Here is a 15736-nt window from a genome sequence, read left to right on the forward strand (position 1 = left end):
GAGGTGCGGGCCACCGGATTACCCACCGACGTACCGACCTCGTCGGCACGTCGGTAGGCCGGGTCAGGCCGAGAGCACCAGTCCGCTGGTGGGCACGCCGGTGCCGGCGGTGACGAGCACGTGCTCGGCGCCGTCGACCTGGTTGACCGAGGTGCCGCGCAGCTGGCGGACGCCCTCGGCGATGCCGTTCATGCCGTGGATGTAGGCCTCGCCGAGCTGGCCGCCGTGGGTGTTGACCGGCAGCCGGCCGCCGATCTCGATCGCCCCGTCGGCCACGAAGCCCGGCGCCTCGCCACGGCCGCAGAACCCGAGCTCCTCGAGCTGCATGAGGACGTACGGCGTGAAGTGGTCGTAGAGGACCGCCACCGGCATGTCGTCGGGCCGCAGGCCGGACTGGCGCCACAGCTCCCGGCCGACGACGCCCATCTCGGGGATGCCGATGTCGTCGCGGTAGTAGGAGGTCATCACGAACTGGTCCCTGCCGCTCCCCTGCGCCGCCGCGGCGACGTACGCCGGCCGCTGCGGCAGGTCGCGGGCGCGCTCGGCGGAGACCACCACGAGGGCGACCGCACCGTCGGACTCCTGGCAGCAGTCGAGCAGGTGGAGCGGGTCGGCGATCATCCGGGAGGCCTGGTGGTCCTCGAGGGTGATCGGCCGCTCGAAGAAAAAGGCGTGCGGGTTGGTCGCGGCGTGCCGCCGGTCGGCGACGGCGACGCGGCCGAAGTCCTCGGACGTCGCGCCGTACTCGTGCATGTAGCGCCGGGCCTGCATCGCCACGGTGGCCGCGGGCGTGCCGAGGCCCATGGGGTAGGTCCAGGCGTTGTCGAGGCCATTGGTGTTGACCTGGGTGGCGGCGGCGACCGAGACCTGGCCGAAGCGGCTGCCGGAGCGCTCGTTGAAGCCGCGGTAGCAGACCACCACGTCGGCGACCCCGGTCGCGACCGCCATCGCCGCCTGCTGCACCGTCGCGCAGGCCGCGCCGCCGCCGTAGTTGATCCGGGAGAAGAACCGCAGCTCGGGCACCCCCAGCTCGCGGGCGACCGCGATCTCCGAGGAGGTGTCCATCGTGAACGTCGTCAGGCCGTCGACGTCGGCCGGCGTGAGCCCGCAGTCGGCGAGCGCCGCGAGGACCGCCTCGACCGACAGCTGCAGCTCCGAGCGGCCGGACTCCTTGGAGAACTCGGTCGCCCCGATGCCGACGATCGCCGCCTCGCGCGAGAAGCCCGCCATCAGACGGCCACCTTCACGGTGCCGATGACGTGGTCGCCGAGCGAGACCGACCCGGTCACGGTCAGCGTGGCGAGACCGTCCTCGACCGACGCGACGGAGCCCGTGAAGGTGAGGGTGTCGTAGGGGTAGGCCGGGGCACCGAGGCGGATCGCGATCCCCTGCACCTCCGTGTCCCAGTGCCCCGTCACCTCGTGGGCCCAGTCGGTGACGTACCGCTCGACGAGCGCGGTCGAGGTCAGGATGTTGACGAAGATGTCCTTCGACCCGGCCGCCTGGGCGATGTCGCGGTCGTGGTGGACGTCCTGGAAGTCGCGGGTCGAGATCGCGGTGCTCACCACGAGGGTGGGCGTGATCGGCAGCTCCCAGGTCGGGATGCGGTCACCGGCGGTGATCGTGGTCATGTCAGGCCTTCCGCCAGCTCGGGAGGGTCAGGTCGTCGTCGATGCGGTGGAAGTCGACGCGCAGGCGCATGCCGATCTCGATCTCCTCGGCGCCCACGTCCGCGACCTCGCCGACCATCCGGACGCCCTCGTCGAGGTCGATGAGCGCGATGACGATCGGCAGCTCCTTGCCGGGCACGGGCGGGTGCCGGTGGACGACGTAGGAGAAGACGGTGCCGGTGCCGACGGCGACGACGTGCCCCTGGTCGAAGGAGTGGCACCGCGGGCAGGACGGGCCGGGCGGGAACCGCAGCGCGCCGCAGCCGCGGCACTCCTGGACGCGCAGCTCCCCCGCGGCGGTGCCCTCCCAGAAGAACGCGCTGTCGCGGCCGACCATCGGCCGGATGACGGCGGCACCCCCGGCCGCGCTCACGACGCCGCCCCCTTCGGGACGAACTTCAGCACCCGGAACAGCATGGTGGCGACGACCTCGTCCTGGCCGTCCGGCCCGTCGACGTACCAGGTGTTGCGCGAGGTGACGAAGTAGCCCTCGCCCATGGCCGTCCGCTTGGGGCCGACGACGGAGTCCAGGGCGGTGGTGACGCGCACCTGCTCGCCGACCCGCAACGTACGGCGGTACTCCTGCTCGCAGTTCGTCCCGAGGACGGCGGTGAAGCCCTCGTCGGTGAGCACCTTCATCATCCCGTGCAGCGGGTCGTCCGCCGGCGGCCTGCCGCCGAGGCCGTACATCGTCCAGACCTGCGCCATCGACGGCGGCGCCTCACCGGCCTGCCAGCGCGGGTTGGTGTTGCCCATCGCCTCGAGCCAGTTGTTGATCGTCGGCTGGTTGACCGGGTCGCGCGCCCCGCGCTCGGCCGCCTCGCCGAGCGCCTTGATCCGCTCGGCCTCGGCCATGATCCGGTCGTGCGCCGCCTCGCCCCCGCTCATCGGGGCACCCGCGGCAGTCCGAGGCCGAACATCGCGATCAGCTCGCGCTGCACCTCCTGGACCCCACCACCGAAGGTGAGTACGAGGTTCCGCTTGGCCTGCGCGTCGAGGTACTCCACCAGGTGGCGGGTCTCGGCCTCCGACGGGTCGCCGTACCGGTGCACGATCCGGGTCAGGTCGTCGGCGAGGTGCTGGACCTGGTCGGCGGCGAAGACCTTCGACGACGACGCGTCGCCCACGGAGATCTCGCCGGTGGCCGCGGCGCGCGCGACCTCCCAGTTGAGCAGCTCGTTGACGCGGAACACCGCGGTCGCCCGGCCCATCGCCTCCACCACGTCGGGGTGGTCGGCGACGCCTGCCTTGGTGGCCCAGTCCAGGACCCGGTCGCGCAGCCCCTCGATGCGCCCCGCCGGGCCGAGCATGACCCGCTCGTGGTTGAGCTGGGTGGTGATCAGCTTCCAGCCCCGGTTCTCCTCGCCCACCAGCATGTCGACGGGCACGCGGACGTCGTTGTAGTACGTCGCGTTGACGTGGTGGCTGCCGTCGGCGGTGATGATCGGCGTGAAGGAGTAGCCGGGGTCGGTCGTGTCGACGATGAGGATCGAGATGCCCTTGTGCTTCGGGGCGTCGGGATCGGTGCGCACCGCCAGCCACACGTAGTCGGCCTGGTGCCCGCCCGTGGTCCACAGCTTCTGCCCGTTGACGACGTAGTGGTCGCCGTCGCGGCGGGCGGTCGTGCGCAGCGAGGCGAGGTCGGTGCCGGCGTCGGGCTCGGAGTAGCCGATCGCGAAGTGGACGTCGCCCTCGAGGATCCGCGTGAGGAAGAGGTCCTTCTGCTTCTGCGTGCCGTAGCGGATCAGCGTCGGCCCGACCGTCTGCAGCGTCACGGCCGGCAGGTGCACGTCGGCGCGCTGCGCCTCGTTGGCGAAGATCGTCTGCTCGACCTCGCCGAGCCCGTGGCCGCCGTACTCCCGCGGCCAGCCGATGCCCATCCAGCCGTCGGTGCCCATCTGCCGCACGACGCGCTGGTAGGTCGGCCCGTGCCGGTCCTTGCCCATGTCGAGGTGGGCGTCCTGGTCGGCGAGGTTGGTGAAGTAGGCCCGCAGCTCGGCCTTCAGCGAGCGCTGGTCCGCGCTGAGCTCGAGGTTCTTGGTGGTCGGGTCCTCGACCCGGACCGCCTCGGGCCGCGTGTCGAGGGCGTGGACGACGTCCATGACCCACGAGAAGTAGTGGTGCATCGGGTAGGTCTCGTCGACGCCCATCCCGCCGTGCAGGTGGTGGCAGGTGCGCATCGCGCGCGGCGCCTCGGCCGAGATCCAGTACGCCGCGACGGCGAGGTCGTCGGTGACGTCGAGGCCCTGCTCGACCCGCCAGGCGGCGTTGGCCGCCGCCAGGTCGGCGAGCCGCGAGGTGATGTAGACGTCGGCGACCTGCATCGCGACGGCCTGGAACTCCGCGAGGGAGCGGCCGAACTGCGTGCGGCCCTTGACGTACGCCGCGGTCAGGTCGCGCGCGCCGGCGACGACGCCCGCGGCGGTCAGCACCAGGCCGGCCACGGCGTGCTCGCGCAGCGCCCGGGCCGCGTCCGCCCCACCGACGAGCTCGGCCGGTGCGCCGTCGAGGACGACGGTGTGCTCGGGGATCCGGGCCGACGAGGGTGACTCGACCAGCTCGACGCCGGGGCCCTGCGGGTCGACGAGCACCAGGACCGGCTCGCCGCCGGGCCCGCTGGCGGTCACGAGCAGGCGGCCCGCGGCGTCGGCGTACGTGACGCCGACCTTGCGGCCGCTCACCGAGCCGTCGGCGTACGTCGTGGCGGGGGCGGCGGCCGAGCCGAGCGCGGCCCCGACCTCGCGGATCGCCGGGGTCAGCAGGACCTCGCCGGCGGCGACGCCCGGGAGGAGCGCCTGGCGCTGCTCGTCGGTGCCGTGGGCGGCCAGGACGAGCGCGCCGCAGCACAGCGTCTCCCAGACCGGGAGGTGGCGGGCGCGGGTCCCGGTCTCGCGCAGGAGCACCGCGACCTCGGCGAGGCCGAGGCCCTCGCCGCCGTGCTCGGTCGGCACCGGCAGCGCGGTGAGGCCGTTGGCCGCGAGCGCCGCCCAGTCCTCCCGCCAGCCGCCGCCGCCGCGCTCGAGCGCCTCGGTGATGACCGACCGGACCGCGTCGAGCGACTCCGCCCGCTCCGCGTCCATCTCGGTGTAGCCGTCCGTGCCCACGCCGCGTCTCCTCGTCCTCGGTTCCCCACGAAACTGTAACGTGTTCTAGCACAGGTCGACCGAGTCGCGAGGAGGCGATCGTCGTGGCTCTGCCCTCTCCCCGCAGCGCGCTCCGCCGGGTCTACATGCCGTGGGCCCGGATCCCGGACGGGCGGGTCGTGGAGCTGCCCGGCCGCGGCTCGACGTACGTCACCGACACGCCTGGCCCGTCGGCGGGCTCGACGCCGCTGGTGCTGCTCCACGCGCTCGGCTGCACGGGGCTGCTCACCTGGTATCCGGCGGTCGAGGCGCTCTCCCGCCGCTTCCGCGTGATCACCCTCGACCAGCGGTGGCACGGCCAGGGCATCCGCAGCGACGAGTTCTCCCTGCGCGACTGCGCCGACGACGTCGCCGCGCTGTGCGACGTGCTGGGCCTGGACCGGGTCGTCGTCGGCGGCTACTCCATGGGCGGCGTCGTCGCCCAGCGGGTCTGGCGCCAGCATCCGGACCTGGTGGCCGGGCTGGTGCTGGCCGCGACGAGCGACCGGTTCCGCAACAACCCGGTCGAGCAGGGGTTCTTCGCCGGGATGGGCGCCACGATGCTCGCCGCCCGCGGCATCTCGCGCTCCCGCACCGCCGTCCGCGCCGCCCGGAACGCGACCGGGCTCCGGCCCACCGACATCCACGACTGGGCGCTGCGGGAGCTGCGCAGCACCAGTCCCTGGGCGGTCGGCCAGGCGCTCAGCGCGCTCGGCAACCATCACTCCCAGCCGTGGCTGGGCCGCATCGACGTCCCCACCGCGGTGGTGGCGACCCTCGGTGACCGGGTGATCCCGGTCGACCGCCAGCTCGCGCTCGCGCGCCGCATCCCCGGCGCGACCGTCCACGAGGTCCCCACCGGGCACGCCGGCTGCGTGCTCCAGGCGGAGGTCTTCGTCCCCCGGTTCCTCGAGGCCGCCGCCACGGTCGACGCCCGCCGGCGCGACTTCAGCCGCTGACACCCGCCAGGATGCGGGCGTGCCCGCCTACCTCGCCTGGACCGCCGCGCCGCCCGTCGACCTCGAAGGCCCCTGGACCGAGGCCCGCTCGGCCGGCCCCGGCCTCTTCCTCATCGACAGCACCGAGCACCTCTCGGCGGTCTACCACGCGCTGAAGTGGTCCCTCCCCGACGACACCGCCCTCGTCGTCGTGCCGCTCCACGAGACCCCCAAGCTGCGCGGGCTGGCACCCGGCACGACGACGTGGCTGCGTGAGCGGACGGTGCGACCGGACCGGACGTGACCCGAGCTGCTGCCCGGCCGCGCCCGCACCAGCCGCCGGGACGCCGTCCCTGCGCTCAGCGCAGCCGGTCGAGGTCGCGCCGGACGTAGCGCAGGTGCGCCCACTCCTCCTCCAGGACCACGCGGAGGCAGTCGCCGACGGTGGGCGTCCAGTCCCCGCCCCACGGGTCCGCGCGCTCCTCGGCCAGGAGCTCGGGCGTCACGGTGGCCAGGACGTCGGTCACCACCTGCTGGCGCTCGGCGCGGACCGCGAGGACCTCGTCGTACGACGGCGGGTCGGTGCGGAAGGCCGAGGTGTCGACGCCCATCTCGGCGGCCCCGGTGAAGAGCTGGCCGATCTCGTGGAACGGCTGCGGCACCCCCACGACGGCGCCCCGGACCCACGCGTCGGTCGCCAGCACGAGGTGGCGCAGCGTCTGCGCCAGCGACCACTCGTCCGGCACGTGGGCGTCCACCAGCTTCGGCGGCGTGCCGGCCACGGTCTCCGCCCACGCGGCCTGGACCGCGACCCAGCCCTCGCGCAGGCCCTCGGGCGTCTGCGCCCGCTGGAGCTCGCGCCCCGGGAACCGCCGGTCGAGCTCGGCCTCGACCAGCGGCACCACGTCGACCCCGTTGACGAGCAGCCTGCCGGAGAACAGGTCGTGGCTGTCGATGTCGAGGCCGTCCACGTCGACGCTGCGCATCACGACGCCGCGGACGTCGGAGAACCGCAGGGTGGCGCCTCTGAGGCTGGCCCGGACGAAGGTCGCACCCTCGAGCTCGTCGGTGCCGGAGAAGGTCGTCATCGCAGGCGCCAGCTCAGCGGCGCACGTCGGCGACGATCTTGGTGATGCCGTTGCCGTAGGTCTCGGTCTCGCGGACCTCGAGCATCGTCTTGTCCTGGTCGGCGTCGCTGAAGAGCCGCTTGCCCGCGCCCAGGAGGACCGGGAACACCAGCAGGTGGTAGCGGTCGACCAGCCCGGCCTCGGCCAGGGCGTGGCCGAGGGTGGCGCTCCCGTGGACGATGAGCGGCCCGCCCTCGGTCTCCTTGAGGGCGGCGACGTCGTCGAGCGAGCCGAGGACGGTCGCCGGCCAGCGGGGGTCGTCACCGGTGAGCGTGGTGGAGACGACGTACCGCGGCATGGCGTTGTAGCCCGCGAAGTCCTCGGTCATCGTCGGCCACACCGGCGCGAACGCCTCGTAGCTGCGGCGGCCCAGCAGCATCGCGCCGGCCTCGTCCTGCTCGCGGCCCTTGAGCTCGTAGGCCGCCGGGTCGAACTCGATGTCGGTGAACGTCCATCCGGTGTTGCGGTAGCCGGGCTCTCCCCCGGGTGCCTCCATGACGCCGTCGAGGGACATGAAGGCGGTGACGATGAGCGTGCGCACGGTGGGCTCCTGCGGGGGTCGGTGACGGTTCGACCGCTTCGACCGCGGCCGCGTCCGATCCTCATCGGTCCCGACCCGCGACGGGGTCAGGCGCGCCCGCCGCCCGTCGGCTCCTGGCCGGCGCGGTCGACCACCGCACGCTCGAGGACGGCCGTGGCGCCGAACAGCGCGGGCTCCCCGTCGGCGCCGAGCAGGTAGTCCCGCGTCCCGAGCAGCTCCCCCGTCGTTGGCTCCAGCACCCACGGCACGCGCGCCCGGAACCGCTCGTCGGTGCGGCTGATGCCGACGCCGCGGCGGCCCAGCGCGTCCGTCGCACCCGGCTCCAGCACGACGCCCGGCAGGAGCCGCGCCGCGCGGAGCAGCGCGCCCGCGAGCTCGGGCGGCAGGATCGTCTCCCGCACCAGCGCGGTCATCAGGTCGAACACCGCCTGCTCCGGCTCCTGGCCGCCGACGGGCACGGCGAGCCCCTCGAGCTCGTCGAGCAGCCGGTCGGGATCGGTGGGGAGGGAGGCGAGCCAGGCGTACGTCGGCCGGCCGGCGCCCGCCGGGTCCGGCCCGACGGTCACGATCGGCCAGTCCTGGCCGTGCTCGCGGATGACGTCGTCGCGACCGCCGGCGCTGCTCGGGTCCTGGCCGGACCACACCTCCCGCTCGTGCGCCTCGCCCAGCCGGGGCGCGTGGCCGACAGCGCCCACGTTGGAGATCACCGCGCTGCGGACGTAGACGAACTGGTCGCGGCCGACCACCGGGGCGGCCGCCCGGCCCGCGACGTCGGCGATGGAGAGCAGGCGCGCGGCCGCTGCCGGAGCCGCGGCGACCGGTCGCCGCTCGGGCTCGGTCGCCGTCGACGTACCGCCGGGCAGGGCCGTCGCCAGGAGGGCCACGACCGTGGCGACGCACGCGGCGACGAGTGCCAGGGGCCCCGCGGTGGCGGCCACGGCGCGGCGGCGGTCCGAGCGCGCGACGGCGGCACGCGTCCGCAGCTCCAGCGCCCGCCGGTGCTCCCGCGACAGGACGATCGGCTGCGGCGGCGGGAGCTCGTCGCGCAGCTCGAGCAGGTGGGTGTCGTGCCGGTTCATCGCTGGCCTCCTCGGGAGTCATGGGTGCCGCGGGCCGTCGTCGCCGCAGCGGGGTCCCCCGGCGGCTCCCCCGGCAGCTTCCCCGGCTCGGTGGGTGCGCGCAGCCGGGTCCGGGCGCGCGAGAGGCGGGACCGGACGGTGCCGACCGGCACGCCGAGGGCCTCGGCGGCCTCGGCGTAGCTGAGCCCCGACCACACGCACAGGCCCAGCACCGTCGCCTCGTGCGCCGGGAGCAGGCGCACCGCCTCCGCCGCCCGGGCGAGCGCGGCGGCGTCGTCCAGGCGGCTGGCGGCCTCGTCGGCGAAGTCCTCGACGACGCCCGCCCCGGGGCCCTGGCGGTGGGCGAGGAAGCCGAGCCGGCGCCGGGCGCCGCGGCGTGCGTTCATCGACTGGTGGGCGGCGATGCCGAGCAACCACGGGCGGAGCGGGCGGTCGTCGTCGGCGATCCGCAGCCTCCCGCGCCAGGCGGCCAGGAAGGTCTCCGACGTCACGTCCTCTGCCGCGCTCCAGCTGCCCGTCAGCCGGTGCGCGAGGGTGAAGACCGCGTCCGCGTCGACCCGGAACAGCTCGGCGAAGGCATCCTGGTCGCCCGCACGCAGGGCTCGGCGCACCACCCGGGCGGGACGGTCGACGTCGGGTTCGTTGCTCATGCCCTCTACCTGTCCGCGGTCGCGTGCGGGTTCCCGGAGCTGCTGCCGGTCGGGACCGGGTGCCACGGCCGATGATTCTCGCGCGCTCGGGCGGTCCGACCGTCGGCGACCACCTGGACACCTGACGGAGGCACGACGGATGAGGAAGCTGACCTACGGGCTGAACGCGAGCGTCGACGGGTACGTCGCCGCGCCGGGCGGCGACCTCGGGTGGAGCGAGCCGAGCGACGAGCTGTTCGAGTGGTGGCTCGAGGAGGAGCGCGCGATCGACCTGCTGCTCTACGGGCGGGGGCTGTGGGAGTCGATGAGCTCCTACTGGCCCACCGGCGACCAGCAGCCGGGTGCCACCCCCGCGGAGGTCGACTTCGCGCGGAACTGGCGGGACACCCCCAAGCTGGTGTTCTCCTCCACGGTCGAGGAGGTCGACTGGAACACCCGCCTGGTCGCCGGAGACGCGGTCGCGGAGATCGCCCGGCTCAAGGCCGAGGACGGTGGGCCGATGAGGGTCGCCGGCGCGACGCTCGCCGCCTCGGTCGTGCGGGCCGGCCTGGTCGACGAGTACACCGTCGTCACGCACCCGGTCCTACTCGGCGGCGGCGCACCGCTCTTCGCCGCCCTGGACGGCTGGGTCGACCTCGAGCTCACCGAGACCCGCACGTTCCCCGGCGGGACGGTGCTGACGAGGTACGAGACGAAGCGCTGACGGCGTCACCGATCAGGAGTCGCACCGGTCGTGGATGAACATCGTCCTCCCAGCGGCGGGCACCCGAGGAGTCGCACGGGCGTCGTCAGGGTGTCCTCCCCGCGGGCCACCCCCAGGTCGACGGGCGGGACGACGTGCCCCGGGCCGGTCCCGCCGACGGCCGGCACCGGCTCCGCCTCGGGCGCGCCGCCCGCGCTGCACCCCAGGACCAGCGAGGAGCACAGGAGCGCCGTGGCGGCGGAGGTCCGCATGCGCCTCGGACGGCGCGACACCCGTGACGGGTCCGACGCCGGCCTGCGACAGGCCCGCCCCACGACCGGCTGCGACCGGCTGCGACCGGCTAGCGTCCGGACGGTGGCCCGGCTCCTCCACCTCAACGGCCCGCCGGGGATCGGCAAGTCCACGATCGCGCGCCGGTACGCGGATGCCCATCCGGGCGTCCTGAACTGCGACATCGACGTCCTGCGGACCATGGTCGGCGGCTGGACCGCCGACTTCGCGCAGGCCGGCGCACTCATCCGCCCGGCGGCCCTGGCGATGATCGGCGCCTACCTCGCGCAGGGCCGCGACGTGGTGCTGCCGCAGATGCTGGTCGACCCGGCCGAGCTCGCCCGCTTCGAGCGCTGCGCCGTCGATGCCGGGGCGCACCTCGTCGAGCGTTGGCTCATGGACACACCGGACGGCGCCGTACGTCGCTTCCACGGACGCGGCTGCGGGAGCGACCCCGACCCGTGGCACGAGCGGGTCCGCACGATCGTGACCGCGCAGGGCGGCGACGACCTGCTGCTCCGCTACCACGACTCCCTCCGCCGGCTGCTCGCCGACCGGCCCGGCGCCGTGGTGGTCCCGAGCGTCGACGGAGCCGTCGACGAGACCTACCGGGCACTCGTCGACTCGCTGCCGTGACGGCCGTGGAGCGAGCTCCCGGTTCGACCCGCCACCAGGGTGGCCGAGCGTCCGTCAGGACCGCAGCACCTTCTCCATCGCCTTGCCGCGGGCCAGCTCGTCGACGAGCTTGTCGAGGTAGCGGATCTGCCGCATCAGCGGGTCCTCGACCTCCTGCACCTTGACCCCACAGACCGAGCCGGTGATCTGCGAGGCGAGCGGGTTGAGCCGGGCGGCGGCGAAGAAGTCCTCGAACGTCGTGCCGGTCTCGAGGTGCCGCGCCAGCTCGGCGGCGTCGAAGCCGGTGAGCCACGCGACGACCTCGTCGAGCTCGGCCTTGGTGCGGCCCTTCCGCTCGACCTTGGCGAGGTAGTGGGGGTACACCGAGGCGACGCTGGTGGTGAAGATGCGGTGCATGCGAGCACGCTAGTCCGACGGGCGCGCGTCCAGCTGGAGGTAGCCGCCCAGGAGCCGCCGCAACCGGGCGAGCGCGACGGCCTCGGCCGCGGGCCGGTCCGCGGCGTCCAGGTCGCCGAAGGGGCGCGAGGCCTGGTGGACGAGGGAGTCGACGTGCTCGGCCATCTCCGCCGGCTCGGGCTCCCCGAGGTCCTCGAGCGCGCTGAGCAGCGGCCCCTGCAACCGGGCGTGGAACTCCCGCATCGGTCCCTGGAGCACGTGCGGCTCGACCACCTTCGTGAGGGCGCCGGCGACGGCCTGCTCGGAGCTGGCGAACAGGGCGACGTTCGCCTGCACGTAGGCCCACACCCGCTCCCCCGGCGACGACGCGGCGGCCACCCGGTCGAGGACTTGCCGCGCCCAGTGGGGGAAGACGTCGGCGACGACTGCGGCCAGGAGCTCCTCGGCCGAGGGGAAGTACTGGTACACGCTGGTGCGCGCCAGGCCGGCCCGGGCGGCGACCGCTCCCACCGAGGGCGCCCGGCCGGTCTCGCCGAGGATCGCGCGGGCCGCGTCGAGCAGCGCGCGACGCTGCTGCTCGCGGTGCTCGGCGACCGTGGCGGCCTGGATGCGTGGCACCGGCTCTCCTCGGGTTCGGGGCCAACCAGCCGGGTGACGGGTGGCGTCGGGCGGACGGGCCGCCATTGGACCACCCGCCCCGGTCAGCCGGCTGCGGGGGCCGCGACCTCGAGCCTGCCGTCGACCATCTCGAGCACCCGGTCGCAGTGGTGCAGCACGTCGTGGTCGTGGGTGACCATCACCGCAGCCACGCCGTGCTCGTGGGCCTCCCGGGCCAGCAGCTCGACCACCTCCTGGCTGCGCTGGCGGTCCAGCGCGGCGGTGGGCTCGTCGACCAGCAGCACCTTCGGCCGGGTCACCAGCGCGCGGGCGATGCCGACGCGCTGGCGCTCGCCGCCGGAGAGCTGGTGCGGCCGGCTGGCGGCCTTGTGGTCCATGCCCACCCGGGCGAGCAGCTCGGCCGGGTCGCGAGGATCCGCGACCCTGCCGAAGGTCAGCGGCAGCCGCACCTGGTCCAGGCTGGTCAGCGCGGGCACCAGGTTGCCGCTCTGGAAGACGAAGCCCACGTGCTGGCGGCGCAGGGCGGTCAGCGCCCTCGGCGGGAGGTCGCCGAGCGCGACGTCGCCGAGGTGCACGCTGCCCGAGGTCGGCGGGGCCAGCGCGCCGGCGACGGCGAGCAGGCTGGACTTGCCGGCGCCGGACGGCCCCACGACCGCGACGAGCTCGCCGGCGTCGACCGCGAGGTCCACCCGGTCGAGGGCGGTGACCGCCTCGTCGCCGTCGCTGTGGACCAGCGTGACCTCGTCGAGGCGGAGCGCCGCAGTCATCGGTTGCCTCCCAGGGCGGTCAGGGGGTCGACGCGGGTGATGCGCACCACGGCGGCGGCCGCGCCGAGCACCCCGAGGGCGACCAGCAGGCCGATCGCGGTGGCGATCGGCGCCGCCTCCAGCGCGAACGGCATGGGCGTGGAGCCGATGGCCGCGCCGGCGGCCACCCCGAGGCCGACACCGACCGCGGAGGAGACGACCAGCAGGAACAGCGACTCGAGCAGGCTGTCGCGGACCAGGTAGCCGGTGCCGGCACCGAGCGCCCGCAGCACGGCGATCTCGCCGGTGCGCTGCACGGTCAGCACCGTGAAGAACGCACCGACGACCAGTGCGGAGATGGCGAAGAGGAAGCCCTGGATGAGCTGCAGCGTGGAGGTCTCCGCGCTGTAGCCGGGCGACGCGGCGTACGACTCCTCCAGCGTCATCGACGTCGTGCCGGCCGCGTCGTCGCCGGCGGCCAGGTCGGGTCCCGACCCGTCGCCGCGGACCGCGACGGCCGTGACCTCGTCGTAGACCCGGTCCGCCACGACGTCGCCCTCGCGCACGCCGGCCTTGGCCTCCTGCCACGTGCTCAGCTGGACGTAGGCGACGTCGACGTGGCCGTAGGTGTGCTGCTCGGCCAGGATGCCGACGACGCGGATCTCGGTGCCGGCGGGCTCGAGCACGAGCGTGTCGCCGACGTCGACGCCGGCCTCGTGCGCGGTCGCGCTGACCACGGCCTCACCTACGCCCGCCAGCCGCTCCCCCTCGGCGGGCTCGGGGTCGAGGAAGCCGCCGAGCTCGACGCCGAACAGGGCGAGGTCGATCTCGACGTCGCGGTCGGTGCGGGCGTTGACCAGCGTGTTGCCGAACGGCTCCGCCTCCGCCACGCCGGGCTGGTCGGCCCACTGCGCGACGGCGTCCTCGGACACGACGCTGCGGGAGAAGGCGGAGTCCTTGCTCACCCCGTCCTGGAAGGCCAGGGACGTCACGGGGAGGCGCTGCAGGCCGGAGACGCCGTCGTCGACCAGGCCCACGGACAGTCCGCTGAGCAGCACCATCAGCAACGCGATCAGCGCCACGACGACGCCCATGAGCGCGAAGCGTCCCCGCGCGAAGACGAGCTCACGACGGGCGAGGAACACAGCCCACCGCCGATCCGCGACATGTTGCCGACACCCTGTCGTCAACTATACCGACAGGGTGTCGGGACAACATACGGCGGCCCGCAGCACGCCGGGGCACCGTGCTCGACGGTGTCGAGCACCTCGTCCCGACCTCGTCAGTCGAGCTCGCAGCCGCGCTCGACCTCGGCCCGGCACCGGTCGCTGCCGCGCCGGCCGACGGCTCGGTCGTGCCCCACGCCGCCGACGAGCACGTCGACCTCGTCGCCGCCGCGCAGCCGGTCGTCGCCCGGGCCGCCGCGCAGCGTGACGGGTGTCCCCTCGCACTGCTCGGCGTCCGAGCGCAGCACGTCGTCGCCGCCGGCGCCGCGGACGGTCCCGCCGCACGCCCGCATGGTGACCACGTCGGCACCCGGGGTGCCGAGCACGACGACGTCCTCGCGCAGCGCACCGGTGGACCAGACGGTGAGGTTCTCGACCGCGAACGGCGCGACCGCGTCCCCGCGGGTGAAGGTGCGCCGGCGCAGGTCGTACAGCACGGGCAGGTCCTCGAGGTCGCTGTAGCCCAGCACCGCGACCGAGTCGCGCCCGGGACCACCGAGGACCTCGCGCGGCGTGCCGTGGAGCGTGATCCGGTCGGCGCCGCCGCGGGCGTCGATCGCGGCGCCGCCAGTGACCCGGAGCTCGTTCGGACCGTCGGTGGCGCGGACGGTCAGGGGTCCACTCGTGCCGTGGACGTCGGCGTCCTCGAAGTCCGCCACGACGGCGAACGTCGTTCCGTCGGACGTGGCCCGTCCGGTCTCCAGGTCGAGCACGACCTCACCGTCGCGCGTGCCGAACAACCGCAGGTGGACGACGTCGCGCCCGGACCCACCGTGCAGCCTGCGGTCACCGGTCACGCCGCCGTCCGAGGTGAGCCGGTCGTTCCCCGGGCCGAGGCTCACCCGGTCCGGGGACGGTGCCGCAGAGGAGTCCGCCAGGTAGACCGCGTCGCCGCCGCCGTACGTCCGCACCACGTCGGTGTTGTCGGGCCCCTCGCCCGGGAAGCTGTCCTCGCCGTCGAACTCGTCGGCCTGGACCCGGTCGCGCTCCGGGGACCCCTCGAACAGGTCCGACCCGGACCCCAGCACGACCCAGCCGCGCCCCGGCGTGCTCACGTCGACCCGGTCGTCGCCCTCCCCTGCGTCGGCCCACCCGACGCCGCTCAGGCACAGGGCGTCGTCCCCGCCGAGCGCGGTCACGTTCGTGACGTCCTGGGCGAGGATGACGTCGTCGCCCTCGGTGCCCAGGACGCTCGCGTCCCCGGGCCCGGCGACGATCGTCGGCGCCAGCCCGAAGCAGCTCTCGGCGTCCGCGGTCGCCGCCGCCCCGGAAGGTACGACGGGCAGCAGACCTGCCCCGACGACCAGCGCGGCCGCGCGGGTCAGCCGACCGCTCATCCTCGTTCCGCCGGCTCTCCCTGCGGCTTGCCGTGGGCCTCGGCGCCCCCTCCGCCGGCGGTGCTGCCGGGGTCGGGTGCGTCGCGGAGGAAGAGGTACCAGTAGGAGGTCGAGACGAACACGACCGCGCCCACGAGGTTCCCGGCGCCGGCCAGCAGCCAGTTGAGGAGCACGTCGCCCCAGCCGAGGTCGGGGACACCGGCGAACATCGCGGCGGGCAGGAAGAACATGTTCGCCACGACGTGGTCGAACCCCATCGCCACGAAGGCCATGATCGGGAAGAAGATGGCCAGGATCTTGCCGCCGACCGAGGTGGCGGCCATGGACATCCACACCGCCAGGCAGACCAGCCAGTTGCAGCCCACCGCGCGCAGGAAGGTCTCCCAGGCGGTGTGGTCGGTCGCCTTGCCGTGGGCGATGCCCGCCAGCCGGTCGAAGGTCATCGCCGCCGCGCTGCCGGGGTCGGCCGAGGAGCTGCCGATGACGCCGCTCTGCACGGCGAGGAAGAACGCCACGAACAGCGCGCCGAGCAGGTTCCCCAGCAGGACCAAGGTCAGGTTGCGGGCGACGTCGCCGATCGACAGCTTGCCCTCGAGGGCGCCCAGCGGCACCAGCATCATGTTGCCGGTCGCCAGGTCCGAGCCGGCCACGACCACGAGGATCAGGCCGAGCGTGAA

The 15736-nt window shown here is 74.3% G+C and carries 20 protein-coding genes; 4 read left to right on the forward strand and 16 right to left on the reverse strand.

Going from position 1 to position 15736, the window contains the following annotated elements:
* Nucleotides 1–63: 63 nt before the first annotated feature.
* Genes QWY28_RS21415 through QWY28_RS21435 form a run of 5 tightly spaced genes read right to left on the reverse strand, consistent with a single transcriptional unit; the run spans nt 64 to nt 4774 of the window.
* A complete protein-coding gene (locus tag QWY28_RS21415) occupies nt 64–1230 on the reverse strand; it encodes a lipid-transfer protein (protein ID WP_300954885.1) in 1167 nt (388 codons plus the stop codon).
* Entirely contained in the window at nt 1230–1631 is a 402-nt protein-coding gene (locus QWY28_RS21420; protein WP_300954887.1) for a MaoC/PaaZ C-terminal domain-containing protein, read from the reverse strand. Before QWY28_RS21420 ends, QWY28_RS21415 begins: the two co-directional genes overlap by 1 nt.
* A gap of 1 nt (nt 1632) precedes the next feature.
* On the reverse strand, nt 1633–2043 hold the full coding sequence (locus QWY28_RS21425; RefSeq protein ID WP_300954889.1) for a Zn-ribbon domain-containing OB-fold protein: 411 nt from the start codon (nt 2041–2043) through the stop codon (nt 1633–1635).
* On the reverse strand, nt 2040–2558 hold the full coding sequence (locus tag QWY28_RS21430) for an FAS1-like dehydratase domain-containing protein (RefSeq protein WP_300954891.1): 519 nt from the start codon (nt 2556–2558) through the stop codon (nt 2040–2042). The genes QWY28_RS21425 and QWY28_RS21430 overlap by 4 nt, the downstream gene beginning before the upstream one ends.
* Nucleotides 2555–4774, reverse strand: coding sequence for an acyl-CoA dehydrogenase family protein (locus tag QWY28_RS21435; RefSeq protein WP_300954893.1), 2220 nt, complete (start codon nt 4772–4774; stop codon nt 2555–2557). The genes QWY28_RS21430 and QWY28_RS21435 overlap by 4 nt, the downstream gene beginning before the upstream one ends.
* Before the next feature lie 83 nt (nt 4775–4857).
* On the opposite strand from QWY28_RS21435, the gene QWY28_RS21440 reads away from it, so the two are divergent.
* Both QWY28_RS21440 and QWY28_RS21445 read left to right on the forward strand, forming a co-directional pair.
* Nucleotides 4858–5751: an alpha/beta fold hydrolase gene (locus QWY28_RS21440; protein WP_300954895.1), complete on the forward strand. Its 894-nt coding sequence runs from the start codon at nt 4858–4860 to the stop codon at nt 5749–5751.
* A gap of 19 nt (nt 5752–5770) precedes the next feature.
* Nucleotides 5771–6034: a hypothetical protein gene (locus QWY28_RS21445; protein ID WP_300954896.1), complete on the forward strand. Its 264-nt coding sequence runs from the start codon at nt 5771–5773 to the stop codon at nt 6032–6034.
* 55 nt (nt 6035–6089) lie between these two features.
* Here the strand turns inward: QWY28_RS21445 and QWY28_RS21450 are convergent, their stop codons facing one another.
* From QWY28_RS21450 to QWY28_RS21465, 4 genes are all read right to left on the reverse strand, one after another.
* Entirely contained in the window at nt 6090–6818 is a 729-nt protein-coding gene (locus tag QWY28_RS21450; protein WP_300954897.1) for a DinB family protein, read from the reverse strand.
* 13 nt (nt 6819–6831) lie between these two features.
* Nucleotides 6832–7398 (reverse strand): dihydrofolate reductase family protein, encoded by a 567-nt coding sequence (locus QWY28_RS21455; RefSeq protein WP_300954899.1) that lies wholly within the window; start codon nt 7396–7398, stop codon nt 6832–6834.
* A gap of 86 nt (nt 7399–7484) precedes the next feature.
* On the reverse strand, nt 7485–8477 hold the full coding sequence (locus QWY28_RS21460) for a CU044_5270 family protein (protein ID WP_300954901.1): 993 nt from the start codon (nt 8475–8477) through the stop codon (nt 7485–7487).
* Complete coding sequence (locus tag QWY28_RS21465) at nt 8474–9127, reverse strand: RNA polymerase sigma factor (protein WP_300954903.1); 654 nt, start codon at nt 9125–9127, stop codon at nt 8474–8476. The genes QWY28_RS21460 and QWY28_RS21465 overlap by 4 nt, the downstream gene beginning before the upstream one ends.
* Before the next feature lie 139 nt (nt 9128–9266).
* Between QWY28_RS21465 and QWY28_RS21470 the strand changes: the two genes are divergently transcribed.
* Nucleotides 9267–9830, forward strand: a complete 564-nt coding sequence (locus QWY28_RS21470) for a dihydrofolate reductase family protein (RefSeq protein ID WP_300954904.1) — start codon at nt 9267–9269, stop codon at nt 9828–9830.
* Between the two features lie 5 nt (nt 9831–9835).
* Here QWY28_RS21470 and QWY28_RS21475 read toward each other — a convergent pair whose 3' ends face one another.
* Nucleotides 9836–10081: a hypothetical protein gene (locus QWY28_RS21475; RefSeq protein WP_300954906.1), complete on the reverse strand. Its 246-nt coding sequence runs from the start codon at nt 10079–10081 to the stop codon at nt 9836–9838.
* 103 nt (nt 10082–10184) lie between these two features.
* On the opposite strand from QWY28_RS21475, the gene QWY28_RS21480 reads away from it, so the two are divergent.
* Nucleotides 10185–10736 (forward strand): AAA family ATPase, encoded by a 552-nt coding sequence (locus QWY28_RS21480; RefSeq protein WP_300954907.1) that lies wholly within the window; start codon nt 10185–10187, stop codon nt 10734–10736.
* A 54-nt stretch (nt 10737–10790) separates the two neighbouring features.
* On the opposite strand, the gene QWY28_RS21485 is transcribed toward QWY28_RS21480, so the two are convergent.
* The 6 genes from QWY28_RS21485 to QWY28_RS21510 form a co-directional block, all read right to left on the reverse strand.
* On the reverse strand, nt 10791–11132 hold the full coding sequence (locus tag QWY28_RS21485; RefSeq protein ID WP_300954908.1) for a DUF2200 domain-containing protein: 342 nt from the start codon (nt 11130–11132) through the stop codon (nt 10791–10793).
* A 9-nt stretch (nt 11133–11141) separates the two neighbouring features.
* Nucleotides 11142–11750: a TetR/AcrR family transcriptional regulator gene (locus tag QWY28_RS21490; RefSeq protein WP_300954910.1), complete on the reverse strand. Its 609-nt coding sequence runs from the start codon at nt 11748–11750 to the stop codon at nt 11142–11144.
* Between the two features lie 83 nt (nt 11751–11833).
* A complete protein-coding gene (locus QWY28_RS21495) occupies nt 11834–12517 on the reverse strand; it encodes an ABC transporter ATP-binding protein (protein WP_300954912.1) in 684 nt (227 codons plus the stop codon).
* On the reverse strand, nt 12514–13641 hold the full coding sequence (locus tag QWY28_RS21500; protein WP_300954913.1) for an ABC transporter permease: 1128 nt from the start codon (nt 13639–13641) through the stop codon (nt 12514–12516). The genes QWY28_RS21495 and QWY28_RS21500 overlap by 4 nt, the downstream gene beginning before the upstream one ends.
* 137 nt (nt 13642–13778) lie before the next feature.
* Nucleotides 13779–15059 carry a hypothetical protein gene (locus tag QWY28_RS21505; RefSeq protein ID WP_300954915.1) on the reverse strand — a complete coding sequence of 427 codons (1281 nt, stop codon included), beginning with the start codon at nt 15057–15059 and terminating at the stop codon, nt 13779–13781.
* Nucleotides 15056–15736, reverse strand: a 681-nt coding sequence (locus QWY28_RS21510) for a formate/nitrite transporter family protein (protein ID WP_300954916.1), incomplete at its 5' end; no start/stop codon positions are given. The genes QWY28_RS21510 and QWY28_RS21505, both read right to left, overlap by 4 nt.

This window comes from Nocardioides oceani, from assembly GCF_030412965.1.
In the GTDB taxonomy this organism is placed as follows: domain Bacteria; phylum Actinomycetota; class Actinomycetes; order Propionibacteriales; family Nocardioidaceae; genus Nocardioides; species Nocardioides oceani.